Source organism: Sphingomonas lenta (assembly GCF_002288825.1).
GTDB classification, from domain to species: domain Bacteria; phylum Pseudomonadota; class Alphaproteobacteria; order Sphingomonadales; family Sphingomonadaceae; genus Sphingomonas; species Sphingomonas lenta.
In genome coordinates this window covers 1-21,626 of sequence record NZ_NSLI01000003.1, presented here as the reverse complement: position 1 = coordinate 21,626, position 21,626 = coordinate 1, and the positions used below count along the sequence as shown (strand labels likewise).

Here is a 21,626-nt window from a genome sequence, read left to right as displayed (position 1 = left end):
AGGGTCGTGGCCAAGGGGGTGTTCTCCGTATCGCTTGCTGGCGCATCATGTGGGCCGGAAGCGTCGTGAAGTGAAGGGGCTTGCGGAGCCCCGCGGGCGCTGCTAGTGGCCGCGCCTCACCCGCCCGGTCCCACCGGGCAGACGCCAGAGCGGGCGTAGCTCAGGGGTAGAGCACGACCTTGCCAAGGTCGGGGTCGAGGGTTCGAATCCCTTCGCCCGCTCCAGGTCGCTGCGCTGATTTAGCGCAGCTAAATCAGCAAAGAGCAGCGACCCCGGCCGGCGTAGCGCGAGCTACGACCGACGACGCGGCTTCGCCGCGGCGCTGTCCGGACACTTCACCGTGCCACTATCTCCAAGTTTGCAGCGACGGCAGCCCCTTCAGCGCGAGCGGGCCGCCTGGACGACGATGGACCCCGGAACAAGTCCGGGGTGACGGTTGAGAGTAGTGGCCGACCCGCCTCACATCGCGGCCGGAGCATTCCCCGGCGTCACCGGTGCCTGAACCGCCGGCACCGCCAGCGCCGCCTCTTCCAACGAGTCCAGCGCCCGCCGCGCCGCCACGTAGCGCCGCGCCGCCGCCGTCCAGTTCAGCGCTCGGCCCGCGCCGGGCAGCGTCTGCGTCTCGGCGAGCGCCGCCTCCACCTGGCCCGAGTCGAGCAACCGTCGCGCGCGGGCGACGCGTTCGGCGGGGAGCGGCGAGGGGGACCCCGCGCGGCGCAGCACGATCAGCGTACCCAGTTCGCGGCGGAGTGCGGGAAATACGCCGTCGCGCGCGCCCGACTGGAGCTCGGGCGCGATCGCGTCGAAGCCGAGGCGCAGGTCTTCGAGCGTCACGGGCTCGCCGGCGGCCTGGACGATCGTCTCGACGGTGGGCGCGTCGTTGGGGAAGCGCAGACGGAGCTGCTCCTCCAATCGGCCGAGCGGCACGCCGCGGTCGAGCGCGCGGCGGACGGCGCCGGCGACGAGCACGGCCTCGGCGCGGCCGGCCTGCGACCCGGCTTGGGCCACGTCGGCGGCGATGACGGGGAGCCTCGCTTCGAGAGCCGCGAGTTGGGAAGCGAGCGCGGCCTCGCGCGCGGTGAGCGTGGCGAGGTCGGCCTGCGGCAGGGCGGGTCGCGGCGGCGCGGGCGCGGCGGAAGGCTGGGGTGCGACGACGGGCGCGGCGGGCGGCGCGAACCAGCCGAAGCGGCGGCCGGTCCAGGCGGCGACCGCGAGGCCGGCGAGGAAGGTGAGGACCAGCGCCAGGCCGATCAGCGCGTATCGCGGGCGCGAGCGCGGGTCGACCGGCGGGAGCGAACTCATGGGGACGCTTATCCCCGCCGCGTCGGGGGAGGTCAATCCGCGCGCGGAACGAGGGCGAGCAGCGCCTCGTCGTCCGGACGGTTCGCGGCGCGTCCGGACGCCCAACCCCCGCCCGCGGCGGCGAGGGCGGCGGGGCTGATCGCGGCGAGGCGGATCGCGGCGCGGGGCGTGCCGTCGCGGTCGACGAGCTCGGCGAGACGGGCGGCGGCGCGGGGTGAGTGCAGGAGCGCGGTGCGGCCGCCCAGCCGCGCCGTCCAGCCGGGCTCCACGGGTAGCGCTTCGCTCGTGTAGACCGTGACCGGCTCGATGCCGGGCAGGTCGGGCATGCGCTCGCGGCCGGCGAGGTGGAGCAGGCGGGTGAGGCCGTGTGTGCGGGCGCGCGCGACCGCGGTAGCTGCACCGGCGTCGCCGGTCAGGATGACCTCCAATCCGGCGTCACGCGCGGTTCGCGCCGTTTCCGGGCCGACCGCGACGACGGGAAAGCGTCGAAGCGCGTCGAGCCCTGGCCCGGCGTGGCGGAGGGCGGCGGCGCTGGTCAGGAGCAGCGCGTCGTAGCGCGCCGGGTCGGGTGGCTCCCAGGCGAGCGGGCGCGTCTCGAACAGCGGGCGGAGGAGCACGTCGAACCCGCGCACGCGGGCGCGCTCCGCCGTCCTCGACGCGCCCGGTTCGGGGCGGAGGACGACAACCTTCACGCCTGGAACAATTGCCGGATCGCGGGCGGCGCGCGGTCGAGCAGCTCGGCGGCGAGCTCGGTCCCGACCTCCGGGCCCGTGCCTTCGAGCGCGGCGCAGACCTCGTCCGCCCCGTCCTCGTCGAGCAGGCTCGCGCGCAGGCGGAGCGTCTCGCCCGCCAGGCTCGCGAGCGCCGCGACGGGCGAGTGGCAGGTAGCACCCAGCCCCGCGAGCAGCGCGCGCTCGGCGGCGACGCAGCGGTGCGTGTCGGCGTGATCGATCGCGGCGACCAGCGCCAGCGCGTGCGCGTCGTCGGCGCGGACCTCGACGCCGACCGCGCCCTGCGCCGGGGCCGGCAGCATGACGTCGGTCGGGATGGCCGCGCCGACCGTCGGCCGGTCAAGTCGGTCGAGCCCGGCGGCGGCGAGCAACGTCGCGTCGACCTCGCCCGCCGCGAGCTTGGCGAGGCGCGTGTCGACGTTGCCGCGGATCGGCACGACGCGGAGGTCGGGGCGGAGGTGGAGGAGCTGCGCGCGGCGGCGGGGCGAGCTGGTGCCGACGACCGCGCGGTGCGGGATCGCCTCGATCGACTCCGCGCCCAGCAGGCGGTCGCGCACGTCGGCGCGGGGCAGCATCGCGGCGACCGCGATGGCGGCGGGGCGGATCGTCTCCACGTCCTTCATGGAATGAACGCAGGCGTCGACCTCTTGCGTCAGCAGCGCGCGATCGAGCTCCTTGGTCCACAGCGCCTTGCCGCCGATCTCGGCCAGGGGGCGATCCTGGACGCGGTCGCCGGTGGTGCGGATCACCACCGTCTCGATCGCGTCGGCAGGCCAGTCATGCGCGGCGCGGAGCGCGTCGGCGACCATGCGCGCCTGGGTAAGCGCGAGAGGGGAGCCGCGGGTGCCTAGTCTGAAGGGCGTCATCGGGGCCGCGGTAGAGAAAAGGACGGCGCTTCGACAAGCTCGGCGCGAACGGATAGGGCGGCTTCATGATCGTTTTGGGTTTGGAGTCCTCCTGCGACGAGACCGCCGCCGCGCTCGTCACCGGCGACCGCCGGGTGCTCGCGCACAAGCTGGCGGGGCAGGAGGCGGCACACGCGCCCTACGGCGGCGTGGTGCCGGAGATCGCGGCCAGGGCGCATGTGGAGATGCTGGAGCCGCTGGTGCGGGCGGCGTTGGACGAGGCCGGCGTGAAGCTGGCGCAGGTCGATGCGGTCGCGGCCACGGCGGGGCCGGGGCTGATCGGCGGGGTGATGGTGGGGCTCGTCACGGGCAAGGCGCTGGCGCACGCGGCGGGCAAGCCCCTGGTGGCGGTGAACCATCTGGAAGGGCACGCGCTCTCCCCGCGGCTGTCCAACCCGGAGCTCCGATTTCCGTATCTGCTGCTACTCGTGTCGGGCGGGCATTGCCAGCTGCTGCGCGTCGACGGCGTCGGGCGCTATCGGCGGCTCGCGACCACGATCGACGACGCGGCGGGGGAGGCGTTCGACAAGACGGCCAAGGTGCTGGGCCTCGGCTTTCCCGGCGGGCCGGCGGTGGAGCGTGCGGCGGAAGCGGGCGACCCGTTCGCGGTGCCGCTGCCCCGGCCGCTCAAAGGTGCGGCCGAGCCACATTTTTCGTTCGCGGGGCTGAAGAGCGCGGTGGTGCGCGCGGCGGGGCAGCATCGGACGGAGGACCTGGCGGCGTCGTTCCAGCAGGCGGTGGTCGAGTGCCTGCTCGACCGCACCGAGCGCGCGCTGGCGTCATCGGACGGCGTGACGGCGCTGGTAGTCGCGGGCGGCGTGGCGGCGAACAAGGCGATCCGCGCGCGGCTGGAGGCGCTGGCGGCCGAGTACGACCTGCCCTTCGTCGCGCCGCCGCTCTGGCTATGCACCGACAACGCGGCGATGATCGCCTGGGCGGGCGCGGAGCGGTTCGCGGCCGGGCTGGTCGACCCGCTCGACACGCCAGCAAAGGCGCGCTGGCCGCTCGACCCCTCGGCGGAGGCGGTGCGCGGGGCGGGGGTGAAGGCGTGAGGATCGGCGTCATCGGTGGCGGAGCCTGGGGCACGGCGCTCGCGCAGGTCGCCGCCCGGGGCGGGGCGGAGCCGGTCACGCTCTGGGCGCGCGAGCTGGAGGTGGTGGCGTCGATCAACGCGGAACGCGTCAACCACGCCTTTCTGCCGCGCGTGGAGTTGGCTCAGTCAATCCGGGCGACGGGTGAACTGAGCGAGCTGCGGGCGTGCGACGCACTGCTGGTGGTGGCCCCCGCGCAGCATGTGCGCAGCGTCCTGACGCAGGCGGCGGTCGGGTCCACGCCGCTCGTGCTCTGCGCCAAGGGGATCGAGGCGGGAAGCAAGATGCTCGTCGGCGAGGTCGCGCGCGCGGTGTGCGGGCAAGCGCCCGTAGCGGTGCTGTCGGGGCCGACCTTCGCGCACGAGGTCGCGGCGGGGCTGCCGACGGCGGTGACGCTGGCGTGCGAGGATGCGGGCCTGCGGGCGCGGTTGGGCGCGCGGCTCGCGTCGCGGAGCTTCCGCCCCTACGCGTCCGACGACGTCGCGGGCGCGGAGATCGGCGGGGCGGTCAAGAACGTGCTGGCGGTAGCGTGCGGCGTAGTGGAGGGCGCGGGGCTCGGCCAGAACGCGCGCGCGGCGCTGATTGCCAGGGGTTTCGCGGAGATGACGCGGTTCGGGCGGGCGAGGGGAGCACGGGCGGAGACGCTGGCGGGGTTGTCGGGGCTGGGCGACCTGGTGCTGACCTGCTCGTCGACGAGCTCGCGCAACTTCTCGCTGGGCGTCGGGCTGGGGCAGGGCCGGGCGGCGGCGGAGCTGCTCGCCGACCGGCGCACGGTGGCCGAGGGCGCGTTCACCGCGCCGGTGCTCGCCGAAGCGGCGCGCGACGCGGGCGTCGAGATGCCGGTGACGGACGCGGTGGTGCGGCTGCTGGAGGGCGCGGAGCCGGGGGCGGTGATCGCCGATCTGCTGGCGAGGCCGCTGAGGGACGAGGGACACTGAGCTGCACATTCCTCCCCCGCCCATAGCGGGGGAGGAGGACCAGCGCAGCTGGTGGAGGGGGAGCTGCGGGATGCGGCATCGCCCACGGCCTGCGTCCCGCAGGCCGGCTCCGCGCGGCGACATGCCCCCGGCATGTCGCTCGTCGCGCGACGCCCCCCTCCACCACGCCGCAAGCGGCGCGGTCCCCCTCCCCCGCTGTAAGCGGGGGAGGAATTATGAAAAGTCGATCGCGATGCCTTTGTGCTCCCAGTCGCCGTAGCGCGTCGGGTTCTTGCCGAGCGGGTCCTTGTCCGACGGCTCCTTGCGCTCGGGCGCGGGCACGGGCGTGTTGGGGGAGAGGTAGGCGGGGGGCTTCAAATGGTCGGGGCGCTTGCCCATGATGCGGCTCCGGTTGCGTGCGCGTGCGTCCCACGCCAGATCGGGCCGCGATGCCGCATCCGCAACCCCATGTCCCCGAGCCGCCCGGCGTTCCCGCCCGGCGCGCGGCGCTGAAGGTGCTCGACGCCGTGCTCCGGCGCGGGAGCCCGTTGGAGGCGGCGCTGGCGGGTGCTGGCGCGGGGCTGCCCCCGCCCGACCGCGCGCTGGCGCACGCGCTGGCGAGCGCCGTCCTGCGACGCCTGCCCGACCTCGACGCGCTGATCGACTCGGTGACCGCGCGGCCGCTGCCCCCTGACGCCAAGGCACGCGCGGTGTTGCGGATCGCGCTGGCGGGGGCGCTGGTGCTGGGCACGCCGGGCCACGCGGCGATCGCGACGGTGCTGCCGCTCGTCGACGGCGGCCCGCGCAAGCTGGTGCATGGCGTGTTCGGGACGCTGATGCGTAGGCAAGCGCGCCTGCCCGAGCCGCCGAACCTGCCCGCGGCGATCGCGGAGCGCTGGCTGGCGAACTGGGGCGGGGAGGCGGTCGAGGCGGCGCGGCGCGCGGTCGCCGAGCCGCCGCCGCTCGACCTGACGCTGCGCGATCCGGCCGAGACGGAGAGGTGGGCCGAGCGGCTGGGCGCGACGAGCTTCCTGCCCGGCCACCTGCGCCTGCCCGCCCGCATGCCGGTCGCCGAGCTGCCCGGCTATCACGAGGGCGCCTGGTGGGTGCAGGACGTGGCGGCGAGCTTGCCCGCCCGCGCCATGGGGTCGGGAGGGGGCCGGGTGCTCGACCTGTGCGCCGCGCCGGGCGGCAAGACGCTCCAGCTGGCGGCGCAGGGCTGGGACGTGGTCGCGGTGGACCAGTCGGAAAGTCGTCTCGCGCGACTTCGCGACAACCTCACGCGGACGAAGCTCGCCGCCCAGGTGGTGTGCGCCGACGTGCTACGCTGGGCGCCCGACGCCCCCACCGACGCGGTGCTGATCGACGCGCCGTGCAGCGCCACGGGCATCTTCCGCCGCCATCCGGACGTGCTCCATCGCGCGCACCCCGCCTTCATCGCCGAGATGGCGGAGCTCCAGGCGCGCATCCTCTCGCGTGCCGCCGAGTGGGTGAAGCCGGGCGGCATCCTCGTCTACGCCACCTGCTCGCTCGAGCCGGAGGAGGGGGAGCGCCAGGCGGAGCGGTTCCTCAACGACGACGCGCGCTTCGCACCCGAACCGGCGGCGCATGACGGGCGCATCCTGCCCTCCGGCTTCGCCCAAGGCTGCGACGGCTTCTTCGTCGCGCGCTTCCGCCGCAACGCGTAGCTTGTCCGGGCGTTGGGGCGTGCTTAGAGGCCGTTCATGCCCAACGCCGTCCGTATCGCGCCCTCCATCCTGTCCGCCGACTTCGCGCGGCTGGGCGAGGAGGTGCGTAGCGTGGACGAGGCGGGCGCGGACTGGATCCATGTCGACGTGATGGACGGACATTTCGTGCCCAACATCTCCTTCGGCCCCGCGGTGATGAAGTCGGTGCGCGCGACCACGACCAAGCCGTTCGACGTCCACCTGATGATCGCGCCCGTCGACCCGTACATCGACGCGTTCGCGGACGCGGGCGCGGACTGCATCATCGTCCATGCGGAAGCCGGGCCGCACGTCCACCGATCGGTCCAGCGCGTGAAGTCGCGGGGCCTGCGCGCGGGCGTGGCGCTCAACCCGGGCACGCCGGCCAAGATGCTCGATTACCTCATCGACACGGTCGACCTGGTGCTGGTGATGACGGTCAATCCCGGCTTCGGCGGCCAGCGCTTCATCGAGTCGCAGCTCAAGAAGATCGCGGCGGTGCGCAAGATGATCGACGCGACCGGCCGGGCGATCGACCTGGAGGTGGACGGCGGCATCGACGCCGAGACCGCGCCGCGCGCGGTCGCCGCGGGCGCCGACGCGCTCGTCGCCGGCACCGCCGTGTTCGGCCGCCGGCCCGACTACGCCGCCGCCATCCGGGAGCTCAGGGGCGCATGAGCCGCGACGATCCCGAGCCCCCGTTCGAGGCCGACGCGGACGCGCCGCAGGACGGGATCGACGAGGGCAAGCGCCTCATCCGCGTCGGTGGCGCCAGCGGGCTGTCGCTCGCCGACCGCCTGGCCGAGCGGCTCCACCGACTGACCTGGCGCACGCCGCTCCACGGGATGCGGCTGAAGGGGCGGCACCCGCTGAAATTACTCGCGGTGCCCGACGATCCCATCATCGGCGACGTGGCGCGCGGCAACGCGCTGCTCGACGGCCGCGTCACCTTCCGGGGCGAGGGGCGCGACATCGCCGCGATCGATTTCCGCCGGCCCGACTGGAGCCGCGCGTTCGGCGAGCACCTCCAGAGCTTCGCCTGGCTGCGCGACCTGTCCACCGTGGCGACGCGCGCGCGCGCCGCGCCGATCGCCGAGGACCTGATGGCGCGCTGGCTCCACGCGCACGCCGATACGGCGGACGCGACCGCCTGGGCGCCCGAGCTGTGGGGCAGGCGCGTCCTGTTCTGGACCGCGCACGCGCCGCTGATCCTGTCGTCGACCGACCTGATCTACCGGTCCAAAGTGCTCAACACGCTGGCGCGCGGCGGCCGCCACCTCGACCGCTACGCCGACAAGGGCCGGCCGGGCGTGCAGCGGATCGCCGGCTGGTGCGGCGTCGTCGCCTGCGGCCTCCTGATGCCCGAGAGCGAGGCGCGGCTGCATTTCGGCGAGGCGGGGCTGGAGCGCGCGCTTGGCGTCGGCTTGTTCGACGACGGCGGCGTGCCCTCGCGCTCGCCGCAGCGGCTGCTCGACGCGATCGGCCTGCTCACTATGCTGCGCCAGTGCTACGACGTGCGCCGGCGCGAGCCGCCGGACGCGCTCGCGCGGGCGCTCGCCAAGATGGTGCCTGCGCTGCTCGGCGTGACGCACGCCGACCGCGGGCTGTCGAGCTGGCAGGGCGGCGGGCCCGCGCCGGCCGAGCGCGTCGCGGCGGTGGTCGAGGCGAGCGGCGTGCGCACCCGGCCTCTACGCCAGTCGCGCGACTGGGGTTACCAGCGGCTCGCGGCGGCGGGCGCGGTGCTCGTCGTCGACGCGGCGCCCCCGCCCGTGGCGCGCGTCGTCGAGGGTGGGTGTGCGTCCACGCTGGCGTTCGAGTTCTCGGACGGGGCGTCGCGCCTCGTCGTCAACTGCGGCGGCGCGCGCGCCGCGCTGGCGGGACTGCCGGACGCGCTGGCGGAGGGGCTGCGCACTACGGCGGCGCATTCGACGCTGACCTTGGCCGACACCAACTCGACCGCGATCCACGCCGACGGGACGCTGGGCCGCGGCATCGGCGAGGTGGAGCTGTCGCGCCAGGAGAGCGAGGCGGGCAGCCGCATCGAGGCGAGCCATGACGGTTACGTCCGCCGCTTCGGCTTCGTGCACCGCCGCCAGCTGCTGCTGACCGCGGACGGGCGCGAGCTGCGCGGCGAGGACGCGCTCCTGCCGCGCGGGCGCAAGCGGCGGAGCGGGGCCACACCCTTCGCGGTCCGCTTCCACTTGGGCGCGGGCGTCGACGCGGAGCCGACCGCCGATGGCCAGGCCGCGATCCTGCGCACGGCGGAGGGCGGGCTCTGGCAGTTCCGCTGCCGCGGCGGCGCGCTGGAGATCGAGGATTCGGTCTGGATCGACGGCGAGGGCCGTCCGATCGCGACGCGCCAGCTGGCGGTGACCGGCGAGGCGGAGGCGGGCGGCGCGAGCGTGAGCTGGCTCTTGAAGCGCGCGCGCTAGGCGGGCAGGGGCTCGCCCAGCACCCACACTCCCGTTCGCCCTGAGCTTGTTGAAGGGCTGTTCTTCTTTCGACGGCCTCGAGAAGGACGGTGCTTCGACAAGCTCAGCACGAACGGAAGAGGAGAATCGTTCATGACCCTCGTCCCGATCCGCCGCGCCCTGCTGTCCGTGTCCGACAAGACGGGGGTGGTGGAGCTGGGCCGGGCGCTGGCCGAGCGCGGCGTGGAGCTCGTCTCGACGGGCGGCACCGCCAGGGCGCTGCGCGACGCGGGGCTCGCGGTGCGCGACGTCTCCGAGCTGACCGGCTTCCCCGAGATGATGGACGGGCGGGTGAAGACGCTGCACCCGATGGTCCATGGCGGACTGCTCGCGGTGCGCGACGACCCCGGCCACGCCGCCGCGATGACCGAGCACGGCATCGGTGCGATCGACCTCGTCGTGGTCAACCTCTACCCCTTCGCCCAGACCGTCACGCGCGGCGCCGCGCGCGACGAGGTGATCGAGAACATCGACATCGGCGGCCCGTCGATGGTCCGCTCGGCCGCCAAGAACCACGCGCATGTCGCAATCGTCACCGATCCCGCCGACTACGCGATCGTCGCCAAGGGCGAGACCACGTTGGAGGAGCGCAAGCGGCTCGCGGCCAAGGCGTACGCGCTGACGGCGCAGTACGACGCGACGATCGCGGCGTGGTTCGCCTTCGCCGACCAGGGGGAGATATTCCCCGAGAAGGTCAGCATCCCCGTCCGCATGGGTCAGGCGCTGCGCTACGGCGAGAACCCGCATCAGCAGGCGGCGCTCTACATCCCCGCCGGCCCCGCTACGCCCGGCGTCGCGCAGGCTAGTCAAGTGCAGGGCAAGGAGCTGAGCTACAACAACTATAACGATGCGGACGCCGCGCTGGAGCTCGTCTCCGAGTTCCGCGACGGCCCGCCGACCGTGGTGATCGTCAAGCACGCCAACCCGTGCGGCGTCGCCACCGCCGACACGCTGCTCGACGCGTACAAGGCGGCCTTCGCCTGCGACACCGTGTCCGCGTTCGGGGGCATCATCGCCTGCAACCGCCCGCTCGACGGCCCGACCGCGGAGGCGATCGCCGAGATCTTCACGGAGGTGGTGGTGGCACCAGGCGCCGACGACGCGGCGCGGGCGGCATTCGCGCGCAAGAAGAATCTGCGGTTGCTGCTGACGGACGGCTTGCCCGATCCGCGGCGGCCGGGACTGACGATGAAGTCGATCGCGGGCGGCATCCTCCTGCAGTCGCGCGACGCCGGCGCGGTCGGGCGCGACGCGCTGAAGGTCGTCACCAAGCGTCAGCCGACGGATCGGGAGCTGGCCGACTGCCTGTTCGCCTGGACGGTGGCGAAGCACGTGAAATCGAACGCGATCGTTTACGCCAAGGACGGTGCGACGGCGGGCGTGGGTGCCGGGCAGATGAACCGGCTGGAGAGCGCCCGCATCGCCGCCTGGAAGGCGCGCGACGCGGCGGAGAAAGCGGCCTGGGGGAGCCCGCGCACGATCGGCTCGGCGGTGGCCTCCGACGCGTTCTTCCCCTTCGCCGACGGGTTGCTGGCGGCGGTCGAGGCGGGCGCGACGGCGGTGATCCAGCCGGGCGGCAGCATCCGCGACGAGGAGGTCATCGCTGCGGCGGACGAGGCGGGGCTGGCGATGGTGTTTACGGGCATGCGGCACTTTCGGCACTGAGCGGGGCTAGGCGCGGCTACGACCGCGCCGCTGCGCCATTAGGCGCAAGGCCCGCTCCGGCCGGCGGGTCGGCCGACGCAAGCGGCCGAGCCCGTCCGACGTCACGCCGGCGGCTTTGCCGTCGGCGCAGCCTGCTGCTCGCATCCGGTGGAGCCGTCACGGGAGTAAATCCCGTGACGTCGAAGCCCTGCGGTGCAGGGCCCGGCCGGCGTTCGCCGTCTCGCGACCAGCTCACGCTGCTCGCGTGTGGCTACCGCGTAATGGCTCCCTGCCGCGGCAAGGTCGCCTCCTCCGCCTGCGGCATGCGCCGGAACAACGCCCGGTCGCCCTCGCCGAACGACCAGCGCCACAGCACGTACATATACACGGCGGCAATCACCGGCACGCCGATCACCAGCTCCGCCCACTCATATTCCTGCGGTAGCGCCGTGAAGACCGTACCCGCCAGGATCGCCGCCAGCCCCGCCCATAGCAGCGTCCAGCGCCAGGGCGCGACGCGGTGGCCGAGCAGCCGTTCCAACACGCGCACCTTGATGACGCTGGTCAGCCCTAAGCTCGCGCACAGCGCCACCGCGACGCCCGCCGCGGCCCAGGTCTCGGGCCAACCCAGCCGGCGCATCGCCGCCACGAGCGCGAAGCTCAGCGCGATTTGGAAGCCCAGCATCGCCACCGAGATGAGGAGGTTCCGCCGCCGGTCGATATAGACCATCGCCGACTCCGCCACCGCGCCCGCGGACGCGGCGAACTCGGCGGTGAGCAGGAAGCCGAGCGCGGCGGTGCCGGCGACGAACTCGGGGCCGACCACGCCCATCACCGCCTCGCCGGGGATGGAGCCCATCAGCGCGAGCCCGCCCTGCGCCGCCATAATCCAGAAGGCGACCTGGCACACCTGCCGCGCCACCGCCGCCTTGTCGCCGCGGCGGAGCGCGTCGGTGACGACGGGGCCGAGGATCGGGTCGAAGCTCGTCTTGAGCTTGGCGGGGATGGAGGCGACCTGCTGCGCCATATAGTAGATGCCGACCGCGCTGGGCGGGAACAGCAGGCCCAGGATGAAGCGGTCGACGTTCCTCGTCCCCCATTCCAGCGCGTCCGCGCCGGCGAGCGGCGCGTTGGCGCGGGCGAGCGCCAGGATCGGGCGAAGCTGCGGGCTCCACCCCCGCGGCCAACCATAGGAGCGCACGAACGGCACGACGCTGGCGACGAGCGCGGCGATCATCGACACGACATAGGACAGCACGAGCCCGTCGCGGATCGTGAAGAAGGAGAACACCCAGGCGGCGATCGAGATCGTCCAAGGCTCCACGATCGCGCGCGCGGTCACCGCCGCCTGAACGTTGCGGCGGTAGGCGAGCGCGGAAAGGCTCACGTCCGACCAGGCGATGGCGGCGATGATCAGCGGCAGGAACCGGTCGAGCCCGCTGATCGCCGTGTTCGGGTACATGAGCTGCGGAAAGGCGATCAGCACCGCGCTCGCCGCCAGCGACACGACCGCGGCGACGAGCATCGCATCCCATACGACATGCGCGTGCGGCCGGTCGGTCGCCGACAGCGCCTGCGCCAGCCCGCGCTTCAGTCCGAGCGTCGCGAGCAGCGCCGCGAGTTCGACGGCGACCACCGCGATCGCGAAGCGCCCGACCAGCTCCGGCCCGTAGATGCGCCCCGCGATGAACAGGAACGGGATGCGCGCCGCGAGCCGGAGCACGAAGCCGGCGACGTTGGTGCGCCCGCCCTTGGCGAGCTGGGCTATGTCCTCGGAGTCGGACTCCCCGTGCCGACCCGTTACCCCCGCGTTCGTCATGCCGGGCTCGACCCGGCATCCACGCGCGTACGCTGATCGCAGACGGCCATCGCGCACAAGAGTGCCGCGCATGGACCCCGGGTCAAGCCCGGGGTGACGGGAAGCGGATGGTGGCGCACGGGCCTAGTGCGCCGAGCCCCAGCTGTGGCCGGTGCCGATCTCCACGCCCAGCGGCACCGACAGTTTCACCGCCGGCTCCGCAGCACCCTCCATGACGCGCTTGATGACGGCGCTCGCCGCCTCGACCTGGCCTTCGGGCAGCTCGAAGACGAGCTCGTCGTGCACCTGGAGCAGCATGCGGACGTCGGGCAGCCCGGCTTCGGCCAGTGCGGGCTCCATGCGGATCATGGCACGCTTGATGATGTCGGCGCTGGTGCCCTGGATGGGTGCGTTGACCGCGGCGCGCTCGGCGCCCTGGCGCTCGTTCATCTGCTTGGACTTGAGCCGCGGAAACCAGCATTTCCGGCCGAAAAGCGTTTCCGTGTAGCCCAGGTCGCGCGCGCGGGTCAGCGTTTCCGCCATATAGCGGTTCACGCCCGGGAAGCGCTCGAAATAGCGGTTGATCAGGTCCTGCGCCTCGTCCGCCGAGATGTCGAGCCGCCCCGCCAGGCCCCAGCGCGAGATGCCGTAGAGGATGGCGAAGTTGATCGTCTTAGCGCGGCTGCGCGTGTCGCGGTTCACCTCGCCGTAGAGCTGCTCGGCGGTGATGGCGTGAATGTCTTGGCCGGTCGCGTAGGCCTCCTTCAGCTCCGGCACGTCCGCCATGTGCGCCGCCAAGCGGAGCTCGATCTGCGAATAGTCGGCCGCGAGCAGCACGTTGCCCGGCTCGGCCACGAACGCCTCGCGGAGCTGGCGGCCGATCTCCGTGCGGATGGGGATGTTCTGGAGGTTGGGGTCGGTCGACGACAACCGCCCCGTTTGCGCGCCGGTGAGCGAGTAGCTGGTATGGACGCGGTTGGTGGCCGGGTTGATCTGCTCCTGCAGCGCGTCGGTATAGGTGTTCTTGAGCTTGGTGAGCTGACGCCATTCCAGCACGCCGCGCACGACCTCCGCGCCCTCGCCCTGCTCGCGCGCGATGCGTTCGAGCTCGATCACGTCGGTCGAATAGACGCCCGACTTGCCCTTGCGCCCGCCCTTCAGCTTGAGCCGCTCGAACAGCACCTCGCCCAGCTGCTTCGGCGAGCCGATCGCGAAGGGGCCGCCCGCCATCTCGTGCACGCGCTTCTCGGCGGCGGCGATCTGGCCTTCGAACTCGGTCGACAGTCGCGCCAGCTGCGCGCGGTCGACGAACACGCCGCGCTGCTCCATGCGCGCCACCACGGGCACGAGCGGGCGGTCGACCATCTCGTAGACGCGCGTCGCGGCTTCGCGCGGCAGCCGCGCCTTGAACTTGCGCCACAGCCGGAGCGTCACATCCGCGTCCTCGGCGGCGTAGCGCGTGGCGGTGGGCAGGTCGATCTGGTCGAAGGTGCGCTGGTTGCGGCCCGTGCCGACCACCTCCTTGAACGCGACGCACGTGTGCTGGAGGTGCACGGTCGCGAGCTCGTCCATGCCGTGGCCGCGAAGGCCTGCGTCGAGGTCGAAGCTCATCAGGATCGTGTCGTCGAAGGGCGCCACGTCGATGCCGAGCCGCCCCAGCACGATCATGTCGTACTTCAGGTTGTGCCCGATCTTCAGGACGGATTCGTCCTCGAGCAGCGGCTTGAGCTTGGCGAGCACGAGGTCGCGGTCGAGCTGGATTGGCGTCTCGGTCAGCAGGTCAGAGCCCTTGTGCGCGACGGGCACGTACGCCGCGCGGTTCGGCTCGAGCGCGAGGCTGACGCCCACCAGCTCGGCGCGCGTCGCGTCGAGGCCGGTCGTCTCCGTGTCGATCGCGAGATGGCCCTGGTGCCGCGCCGCCTCGATCCAGCGGTCGAGCGCGGCTTCGTCGACGATCGTCTCGTAGGCGTCGAGGTTGCAGGGGGGATCGGCCTCCGCGTCGTCGGACGGCTCGGCTTCGGGCGAGCCGCCGGCCGTCGCTTCGCCGGACGAGGCGACCTCGCCCAGCTTCGCGAGAAGCGACTTGAACCCGTGATGCTCCAGGAACGCGCGTAGCGGCTCGGGCGGTATGCCGTCGGCGGGCAGCGCCAGCGCGTCCAGCGGCTCGGCGAGCGGCGCGTCGTCCTTGAGGGTGACGAGCACCCGGCTCATGCGCGCGTCGTCCGCGTGCGCGATCAGGTTGTCGCGCAACCGCCCCGGCTTCATCCCCGGCGCCGCGGCGAGCACGCCTTCCAGGTCGCCATGCTCCTGAATCAGCTTGGCCGCGGTCTTGGGCCCGACGTTCGGCACGCCCGGCACATTGTCCACCGCGTCGCCCATCAGCGCGAGCACGTCGCCCAGCTTGTCCGGCCCGACGCCGAACTTCTCGACGACGTAGTCGGGCCCCAGCCGCCGGTTGTTCATCGTGTCGAGCATGTCGACGCAGCCCTCGGTGAAGAGCTGCATCAAATCCTTGTCGGACGAGACGATCGTCACCTCCCATCCCAGCGCGCACGCCGCCTTGGCGTAGGAGGCGATGATGTCGTCCGCCTCCAGCCCCTCCTCCTCGATGCACGGCAAGGAGAAAGCGCGCGTGGCGTCGCGGATCATGGGGAACTGCGGGACCAGGTCCTCCGGCGGCGGCGGCCGGTGCGCCTTGTAGTCGCCGTACAGCTCGTTCCGGAACGTGTGCGACGCCTTGTCGAGCACGACCGCCATATGCGTCGGCCCGTCCGCCTTGTGGAGCGCGTCCGCGAGCTTCCACAGCATGGCGGTATAGCCGTATACCGCGCCCACCGGCTCGCCATGCTTGTTGGTGAGCGGCGGCAGGCGATGATAGGCGCGGAAGATGTAGCCGGAGCCGTCGACGAGGTAGAGATGGGGCATGTCGCGCCCGGCTTAGCGTAACCGTGTGACGCCACCAACAGCCAAGCTCCCCGGCCGGCGCCGCGCGTCGTTTTACGCCTTTCCTGCCCGCCCAACCGTGTTATGGTCGCAAGACACGGGAGGGAGATGACCATGCGTTTCAACGGGATGAAGTATGCGTTCGGCGCGGCCGCGCTGGCCCTGGCGGCAGCGGGCGTGGCCCAGACGGCGGGCGCTCCGGCGGGCGGCAAGGCGGCTTACGGCGAGTGGGGCGTCGACCTGTCGGCGCGCGACACGGGCGTGAAGCCGGGCGACGATTTCTGGACCTACGTCAACGGCGGCTGGGACCGGCGCACGCCGATCGCGCCGGACCGCAGCTCGGCCGGGCTGGGCGTGAAGCTGTCCGATCAAGCCGAGCTCGACGTGCGCCGCATCCTCGACGACATGGCCGCCGATCCCGCCCGCTACGGCGCGACCGGCCGCCAGGTCGGCGACTTCTACGCGAGCTGGATGGACGAGGCGGGAGTCGAGGCGCGCGGGACCGCGCCGCTCAAGCCCTACCTTTCGCGCATCGCCGCGGTGAAGGACCAGGCGGGGCTGCAGACGCTGTTCGCCAGCGTCGGCTATCAAACGCCGGTGTCGATCGGCATCCTGCCCGACCTCGCCGACCCGACGCGCTACACCGCGATCGCCGGCCAGTCCGGCCTCGGCATGCCGCGCGACTATTACCTGCTGCCCGGCGAGAAGTACGACGCGTTCCGCAAGGCGTACCGCGCCTATGTGCAGCGGGTGCAGGAGCTGGCCGGCATCCCGGACGCGGCCGCCAAGGCCGACCGCATCGTCGCGCTCGAGACGGAGATGGCCAAGGGACATTGGGAGCCCGCGAAGATGCGCGACGTCGCCGCGCTCAACAAGCCGATGACGCCCGCCCAGATGGAAGCGCTGGCCCCCGAGTTCGACTGGGGGCTGATGCTGCGCACCGCCAAGCTCGACCGCATGCCGACGGTCATCATGGCGGGCGACACCGCGATCCAGGCGATGGGCAAGCTGTTCGCCGCCACGCCGGTCGACACCTGGAAGGACTATCTGGCCTTCCATTTCGTCAGCGACAACGCGCAGTATCTGCCCAAGGCGTTCGACGACGCCAAGTTCGACTTCTACTCGCGTACGCTCAGCGGCACGCAACAGCAGCGCGACCGCTGGAAGCGCGGCGTGCAGCTCGTCAACAACTCGCTGGGCGAGGCGGTGGGCGACATCTACGTCCAGCGCCACTTCCCGGCCCAGAGCAAGGCGGAGATGGGCGAGCTGATCGCAGACCTGCGCGCCGCGCTCGACGAGCGTCTCAAGGCGAACAGCTGGATGGACGCCGCCACCAAGGAGAAGGCGCTGGCCAAGCTCGCCGCCTTCGAGCCGCGGATCGGCCATCCGGACAAGTATATCGACTATTCGTCCATGCGCGTGGACCGGGCGGACCTGCTCGGCAACGCGCAACGCGCGGCGCAGTTCGAGTACGACCTCCAGCTCTCGCGCCTGGGCAAGCCGGTCGACCGGTCGCTGTGGGCGATGACGCCGCAGACGGTGAACGCCTACTACAACCCGCTCATGAACCAGATCACCTTCCCGGCGGCGATCCTCCAGCCCCCGATGTTCGACGCGTCGGCCGACCCGGCGGTGAACTACGGCGCGATCGGCGCGGTGATCGGGCACGAGATCGGCCACGGCTTCGACGACCAGGGGTCGAAGTTCGGCGCGAGCGGCAAATTCGAAAATTGGTGGACGCCCGCCGCCCGCGCCGCGTTCGAGGAGCGCGGCAAGAAGCTCGTCGAGCAGTACGGCGCGTACGAGGCGATCCCGGGCACCAAGATCAACGGCCAGCTCACGCTGGGCGAGAATATCGGCGACCTGGGCGGGCTCGAAATGGCTTACGCCGCCTATCAGCGTTACCAGAAGAAGCACGGGCCGGCGCCCGTGATCGGCGGGCTGACTGGCGATCAGCGCTTCTTCATGGCCTGGGGACAGGCGTGGCAGTCGAAGCGGCGCGAGGGCCTGGAGCGGCAGGCGCTGCTCACCGACCCGCACAGCCCGCCCAAGTATCGGGTCAACGGCGTCGTCCGCAACATCGACGCCTGGTACAAGGCGTTCGACGTCAAGCCGGGCGACGCGCTCTACCTGCCGCCCGAGCAGCGCGTCCGCATCTGGTAGGCGCAGCCCGGAAGGCTCAGGCCGCCAGCCTGAGCCTCCCCAGGAAATCGCGCTTCTCCAGCTTCACGCCCTCCGCGCGCAGGATGTCGTAGGCGGTGGCGGCGTGGAAATAGAAGTTCGGTTGCGAGAAGGAGAGGAGGAAGCCCTCCCCGGTGAAGGGCAGCCGCATCTCGCCCATTTCGAAGCGCATCGGCCGGTCGGCCAGCGCGTCCAGCTCCGCGGGGTCGAGCGCGTCCAGGCCGGCGGCGGTGTCGCGCATCAGCGCGCGCAAGGCCTGGAGGTCGGCGGGCGGCGGCGAGCGGTCGGGGCTGAACGTGCCCCGGCGCACGCCCTCGATCGCGCCCAGCGAGTGGCCGTGGACGAATTTAATCTGCCAGGAGAAGGGCAGCATGTCGGGCGCGAGCCGCGCGCCCGCGAGCTCGGCCGGGTCGCGGCCCCGCTCGGCGGCGAAGGCCTCCGCCTTGTCGACCAGCCCCTCCATCGCGCCGACGACCTGGCGGAAGGAGGGGATCAGCGCTTGGTGTAGCGAGAGCGGCATGGCGGAACTCCGACCGTGGAGGGACCGCGCCCTCCTACCGGCCCGTCCGTCGCCGGGGAACCCCGCCTAGTTGGCGGCGATGCCCAGGCCGCCGGCCGTGGCGGGCGATGTCGGGCCGTACAGCGTCACCGCGCGCGCGACCGTCTGGATCAGCTGCTGGCGGGCGGTCGTGGACGCACGCGTATCGCCGATCATCACCGCGATCGCATAGCGGCGACCGTCGGGCGCGGTCAGCAGCCCGACGTCGTTGAACCCCGCGTTACGGCCGCCCAGGTCCTGGCCCGTGCCCGTCTTGTGCGCAAGCTTCCAGCCGACGGGCATGGCGGCGCGCAGGCGGGCGCGGCCGGTGACCGTGCGGCCCATCGTGTCCAGCATGATGCGCGTGGAGCTCTCCGACAGGAGCTCGCCGCGCGCCAGCCGCGCCAGCGCGTCGGCGATGGCGAGCGGGGCCGCGCCGTCGGGCGGGTTGTCGACGTAGCGGTCGAGCGCGGCCTTGCGCACCGCCGGGTCGAGCTTGGCGCGCGCCGCCGAGAAGCCGCCCAGTGAATATTCCTGCCGCCAGGTCAGCCCCGCGGTGCCCGCCTGGAGCAGGCGCTCGCCGGGTCCGAAGCGGATCTCGCCCAGCCGCTTGTTGGCGATGAAGTCGCGCACCGCGCCGGGACCCCCGACCAGCGTCAGCAGGCGGTCGTTGGCGGTGTTGTCGCTCTGCGTCAGCGCGCGGTTCAGGAGGTCGCCGACCGTGGTCGTGTAGGCGCCGTTCTTCGCCACGAGATAGGCGATGGGCTGGTGAAACAGCGTCAGGTCGCCGCGCGTGATCGTAATCGGATCGTCGAGGCGCACGCGGCCCTGGTCGCGCTGCTCCATCAGGGTCAGCGCGACCCACAGCTTGGAGACGGACTGCTGCGGCATGGGCCGGCGGCCGTTTGCCTCTACGGTCCAGCCGTCGTCGACCGCGCGCACGGCCGCGCCCGCCAGCCCGTCGAAGCCGCGCACCGCCTCCTCCACCGCGGCGATCAGCGCTTGCGGGGCCGGGCGGATCGCGCGCGGCGTGGGCGGCGGCACGGGCATGGACACGACCGCCGGCGGCATCACCGGCACGACGGCCGGCACCGCGGCGGTCGCCGTGGGCCGCGGGCCCGGCTGCGCGTTGGCGGTGCCGCTCGGCCGCGCCTCCGGTACGCAGGAAGCCAGCGCCGCGCACGCGGCAATGATGGAAAGGCGGCCCCCGCCGCTCGGATACGTCACGCTAAACCTCACCCTACCCCTGTAGATGGGTTGTGCTTCAGGAAATCTCAACGCGGAACAGGCGCTTGCCCCTTCAAGCGACGAAACGCGGCCCCCGCGCGGCGGACCGAGATCAGAAGTGCGAAGGGGTGAGCACCGTGTCGACCGCGTCCGGCAGCGTCTCCGGATGGTCGAGCGTGTAGTGGAGCCCGCGGCTCTCCTGCCGGTGGAGCGCCGAGCGCACGATCAGGTCGGCGGTCTGGAGCAGGTTGCGGAGCTCGATCAGGTCGGGCGTGACGCGGAAATGGCCGTAATGCTCGGCCACCTCCTCCTTCATCATCTCGATGCGGCGGCGCGCGCGCTCCAGGCGCTTGGTGGTGCGCACGATGCCGACATAGTTCCACATGAACCGGCGGATCTCCGTCCAGTTCTGCTTGATGACGACCTCCTCGTCCGAATCGGTGACGCGGCTCTCGTCCCAGGGACGCACGGGCGGGGGCGGGGCGAGCTCGTCCCAGCACCGCGCGATGTGCGCCGCCGCCGCCTCGCCGAAGACGAAGCATTCGAGGAGCGAGTTGGACGCCAGCCGGTTCGCGCCGTGCAGCCCCGATTCGGTGCACTCGCCCGCGGCGTAGAGGCCGGGCAGGTCGGTGCGCCCGTCCCGGTCCACGACGACGCCGCCGCAGGTGTAGTGCTGCGCGGGCACGACGGGGATCGGCTCGCGCGTCATGTCGATGCCGAGCTGCGCGAGCTTGTCGTGGATGTTGGGGAAGTGGCTCCGGACGAACTCGGCCGGCTGGTGGCTGATGTCGAGATGGACATAGTCGAGGCCGTAGCGCTTGATCTCCGCGTCGATCGCGCGCGCCACCACGTCGCGCGGCGCGAGCTCCAGCCGCTCGTCATAGTCGGGCATGAAACGCCGGCCCGTGGACGGGTTGATCAGCCGCCCGCCCTCGCCGCGCACCGCCTCCGTGATCAGGAAATTCTTGACCTCCAGATTGTAGAGGCAGGTGGGGTGGAACTGCATGAACTCCATGTTCGAGACGCGCGCGCCCGCGCGCCACGCCATGGCGATGCCGTCCCCCGTCGCCCCGCGCGGCGCGGTGGAGAAGAGGTAGGTCCGGCCGGCCCCGCCCGTCGCCAGCACCGTCGCGCGCGCGGTGTATAGGTTGACCACGCCCGTGTTGCGGTCGACCGCGTACACGCCCCACACCCGCCCCGCGCCCGAATAGCGCTGCTCGTGCCGCGAGGTTGCGAGGTCGATCGCGACCTGGTCGGGCACGAGCGTGATGTTGGGGTGCGCCCGCGCCGCGCGGAGCAGCGCCTCCTGCACCGCCCAGCCCGTCGCATCCGCCACGTGGACGATCCGCCGGTGCGAGTGGCCGCCCTCGCGCGTGAGGTGCAGCGCGTCGCCCTCCATCGCGAACGGCACGCCCAGCCGGCGCAGCCGCTCGATCGCAGCGGGCGCGCGTTCGACGACGAACTCCACCACGTCGCGGTCGTTCAGCCCCGCGCCCGCGACCATGGTGTCCTCGACGTGGTTCTCGAACGTGTCGCCCGGCTCGAGCACCGCGGCGATCCCACCCTGCGCCCAGGCGGTCGACCCTTCGTCCAGCGCCCCTTTCGCGAGCACCGTCACCCGGAACCGCTCGGCGAGGTTGAGCGCGGCGGTCAGGCCTGCCGCGCCGGAGCCGATGACGAGGACGTCGGAGATGCGGGCCGATTCGGTCACGCGGCGATGCTCGGCGGCGGGAGCATACCGAACTTTCCAAAGTTCATGAACTTCAGCCTACGCACACGTCCTGTTCGCCCAACCGTGGTTTCGGTCGAGGTCCGCACGGAGCGGAAGCGGGCGGGGAAGGACTGGAACGACGGCGACATGGCTCCGGCTTCTGCCCGATCGTTCGGCTGTAGGACAGAGGGCGTGATCGGTCGCGGGCGAGGGAGGAGATCGGCGGCCGGTGGGGAGGCAGCAGGTCAGCTATCGCCTGCGGCCCAATTCAAGGACGCCGTTCCTAGTGTCACAACCGCTCGGTCATGGCACCTAGACGCGAATATTGGCGATAGGTGGAAAGCGGACGCTCGTTGTGATCATCTGGGGCCAATGAGCGCGTGGCAAGTCTTCGGACGGCGAAACCTTGCGGTGGTGCTGGGCGGCGTCGCCTGCCTCGCAGCAGCTATATACCTTTACGA

Annotated in this window: 16 protein-coding genes and 1 tRNA gene; 8 read left to right on the top strand and 9 right to left on the bottom strand. The window is 72.2% G+C overall.

Going from position 1 to position 21,626, the window contains the following annotated elements:
* Nucleotides 1-149: 149 nt before the first annotated feature.
* Nucleotides 150-224 (top strand) — tRNA-Gly (locus CKY28_RS07290).
* A gap of 235 nt (nucleotides 225-459) precedes the next feature.
* On the opposite strand, the gene CKY28_RS18625 is transcribed toward CKY28_RS07290, so the two are convergent.
* From CKY28_RS18625 to hemC, 3 genes are read right to left on the bottom strand one after another with little or no spacing between them, the layout of a single operon-like run.
* Nucleotides 460-1,302 carry a hypothetical protein gene (locus CKY28_RS18625; RefSeq protein WP_095997706.1) on the bottom strand — a complete coding sequence of 281 codons (843 nt, stop codon included), beginning with the start codon at nucleotides 1,300-1,302 and terminating at the stop codon, nucleotides 460-462.
* Nucleotides 1,303-1,334: 32 nt separating this feature from the next.
* Complete coding sequence (locus tag CKY28_RS07280; RefSeq protein ID WP_095997705.1) at nucleotides 1,335-1,994, bottom strand: uroporphyrinogen-III synthase; 660 nt, start codon at nucleotides 1,992-1,994, stop codon at nucleotides 1,335-1,337.
* Nucleotides 1,991-2,899, bottom strand: coding sequence for a hydroxymethylbilane synthase (gene hemC / locus CKY28_RS07275; RefSeq protein WP_095997704.1), 909 nt, complete (start codon nucleotides 2,897-2,899; stop codon nucleotides 1,991-1,993). Before hemC ends, CKY28_RS07280 begins: the two co-directional genes overlap by 4 nt.
* A 65-nt stretch (nucleotides 2,900-2,964) precedes the next feature.
* Between hemC and tsaD the strand changes: the two genes are divergently transcribed.
* A complete protein-coding gene (gene tsaD, locus CKY28_RS07270; protein ID WP_095997703.1) occupies nucleotides 2,965-3,990 on the top strand; it encodes a tRNA (adenosine(37)-N6)-threonylcarbamoyltransferase complex transferase subunit TsaD in 1,026 nt (341 codons plus the stop codon).
* A complete protein-coding gene (locus CKY28_RS07265) occupies nucleotides 3,987-4,967 on the top strand; it encodes an NAD(P)H-dependent glycerol-3-phosphate dehydrogenase (protein WP_095997702.1) in 981 nt (326 codons plus the stop codon). Before tsaD ends, CKY28_RS07265 begins: the two co-directional genes overlap by 4 nt.
* A gap of 213 nt (nucleotides 4,968-5,180) precedes the next feature.
* Here the strand turns inward: CKY28_RS07265 and CKY28_RS07260 are convergent, their stop codons facing one another.
* Nucleotides 5,181-5,345: a DUF1674 domain-containing protein gene (locus CKY28_RS07260; RefSeq protein WP_095997701.1), complete on the bottom strand. Its 165-nt coding sequence runs from the start codon at nucleotides 5,343-5,345 to the stop codon at nucleotides 5,181-5,183.
* Between the two features lie 50 nt (nucleotides 5,346-5,395).
* On the opposite strand from CKY28_RS07260, the gene CKY28_RS07255 reads away from it, so the two are divergent.
* The 4 genes from CKY28_RS07255 to purH all read left to right on the top strand — a co-directional run bounded on the left by CKY28_RS07255 (nucleotide 5,396) and on the right by purH (nucleotide 10,788).
* Nucleotides 5,396-6,634, top strand: a complete 1,239-nt coding sequence (locus CKY28_RS07255; protein ID WP_095997700.1) for an RsmB/NOP family class I SAM-dependent RNA methyltransferase — start codon at nucleotides 5,396-5,398, stop codon at nucleotides 6,632-6,634.
* A gap of 36 nt (nucleotides 6,635-6,670) precedes the next feature.
* On the top strand, nucleotides 6,671-7,330 hold the full coding sequence (gene rpe, locus CKY28_RS07250; RefSeq protein ID WP_095997699.1) for a ribulose-phosphate 3-epimerase: 660 nt from the start codon (nucleotides 6,671-6,673) through the stop codon (nucleotides 7,328-7,330).
* Complete coding sequence (locus CKY28_RS07245) at nucleotides 7,327-9,084, top strand: heparinase II/III family protein (protein WP_095997698.1); 1,758 nt, start codon at nucleotides 7,327-7,329, stop codon at nucleotides 9,082-9,084. The genes rpe and CKY28_RS07245 overlap by 4 nt, the downstream gene beginning before the upstream one ends.
* A gap of 132 nt (nucleotides 9,085-9,216) precedes the next feature.
* Nucleotides 9,217-10,788: a bifunctional phosphoribosylaminoimidazolecarboxamide formyltransferase/IMP cyclohydrolase gene (gene purH / locus CKY28_RS07240; RefSeq protein WP_095997697.1), complete on the top strand. Its 1,572-nt coding sequence runs from the start codon at nucleotides 9,217-9,219 to the stop codon at nucleotides 10,786-10,788.
* Between the two features lie 250 nt (nucleotides 10,789-11,038).
* Here purH and CKY28_RS07235 read toward each other — a convergent pair whose 3' ends face one another.
* Entirely contained in the window at nucleotides 11,039-12,586 is a 1,548-nt protein-coding gene (locus CKY28_RS07235) for a lipopolysaccharide biosynthesis protein (protein ID WP_095997696.1), read from the bottom strand.
* A gap of 123 nt (nucleotides 12,587-12,709) precedes the next feature.
* Complete coding sequence (gene polA, locus CKY28_RS07230) at nucleotides 12,710-15,490, bottom strand: DNA polymerase I (RefSeq protein ID WP_095997695.1); 2,781 nt, start codon at nucleotides 15,488-15,490, stop codon at nucleotides 12,710-12,712.
* Between the two features lie 132 nt (nucleotides 15,491-15,622).
* Here polA and CKY28_RS07225 point away from each other — a divergent pair, with 132 nt between their 5' ends.
* Complete coding sequence (locus tag CKY28_RS07225) at nucleotides 15,623-17,671, top strand: M13 family metallopeptidase (protein ID WP_095998538.1); 2,049 nt, start codon at nucleotides 15,623-15,625, stop codon at nucleotides 17,669-17,671.
* A 16-nt stretch (nucleotides 17,672-17,687) separates the two neighbouring features.
* Here the strand turns inward: CKY28_RS07225 and CKY28_RS07220 are convergent, their stop codons facing one another.
* From CKY28_RS07220 to nadB, 3 genes are all read right to left on the bottom strand, one after another.
* Entirely contained in the window at nucleotides 17,688-18,209 is a 522-nt protein-coding gene (locus CKY28_RS07220) for a DUF1993 domain-containing protein (protein ID WP_095997694.1), read from the bottom strand.
* Nucleotides 18,210-18,275: 66 nt separating this feature from the next.
* A complete protein-coding gene (locus CKY28_RS07215; protein ID WP_245841704.1) occupies nucleotides 18,276-19,454 on the bottom strand; it encodes a serine hydrolase in 1,179 nt (392 codons plus the stop codon).
* A gap of 112 nt (nucleotides 19,455-19,566) precedes the next feature.
* Nucleotides 19,567-21,165 (bottom strand): L-aspartate oxidase, encoded by a 1,599-nt coding sequence (nadB, locus tag CKY28_RS07210; protein ID WP_095997693.1) that lies wholly within the window; start codon nucleotides 21,163-21,165, stop codon nucleotides 19,567-19,569.
* Nucleotides 21,166-21,626: the final 461 nt, after the last annotated feature.

Bases quoted from the DNA above. Each gene is read 5' to 3' on its own strand.
- CKY28_RS18625 (WP_095997706.1), bottom strand. From the start codon at position 1,302: ATGAGTTCGCTCCCGCCGGTCGACCCGCGCTCGCGCCCGCGATACGCG.
- hemC (WP_095997704.1), bottom strand. From the start codon at position 2,899: ATGACGCCCTTCAGACTAGGCACCCGCGGCTCCCCTCTCGCGCTTACC.
- tsaD (WP_095997703.1), top strand. From the start codon at position 2,965: ATGATCGTTTTGGGTTTGGAGTCCTCCTGCGACGAGACCGCCGCCGCG.
- CKY28_RS07260 (WP_095997701.1), bottom strand. From the start codon at position 5,345: ATGGGCAAGCGCCCCGACCATTTGAAGCCCCCCGCCTACCTCTCCCCC.
- CKY28_RS07255 (WP_095997700.1), top strand. From the start codon at position 5,396: ATGCCGCATCCGCAACCCCATGTCCCCGAGCCGCCCGGCGTTCCCGCC.
- rpe (WP_095997699.1), top strand. From the start codon at position 6,671: ATGCCCAACGCCGTCCGTATCGCGCCCTCCATCCTGTCCGCCGACTTC.
- CKY28_RS07245 (WP_095997698.1), top strand. From the start codon at position 7,327: ATGAGCCGCGACGATCCCGAGCCCCCGTTCGAGGCCGACGCGGACGCG.
- purH (WP_095997697.1), top strand. From the start codon at position 9,217: ATGACCCTCGTCCCGATCCGCCGCGCCCTGCTGTCCGTGTCCGACAAG.
- CKY28_RS07235 (WP_095997696.1), bottom strand. From the start codon at position 12,586: ATGACGAACGCGGGGGTAACGGGTCGGCACGGGGAGTCCGACTCCGAG.
- polA (WP_095997695.1), bottom strand. From the start codon at position 15,490: ATGCCCCATCTCTACCTCGTCGACGGCTCCGGCTACATCTTCCGCGCC.
- CKY28_RS07225 (WP_095998538.1), top strand. From the start codon at position 15,623: ATGCGTTTCAACGGGATGAAGTATGCGTTCGGCGCGGCCGCGCTGGCC.
- CKY28_RS07220 (WP_095997694.1), bottom strand. From the start codon at position 18,209: ATGCCGCTCTCGCTACACCAAGCGCTGATCCCCTCCTTCCGCCAGGTC.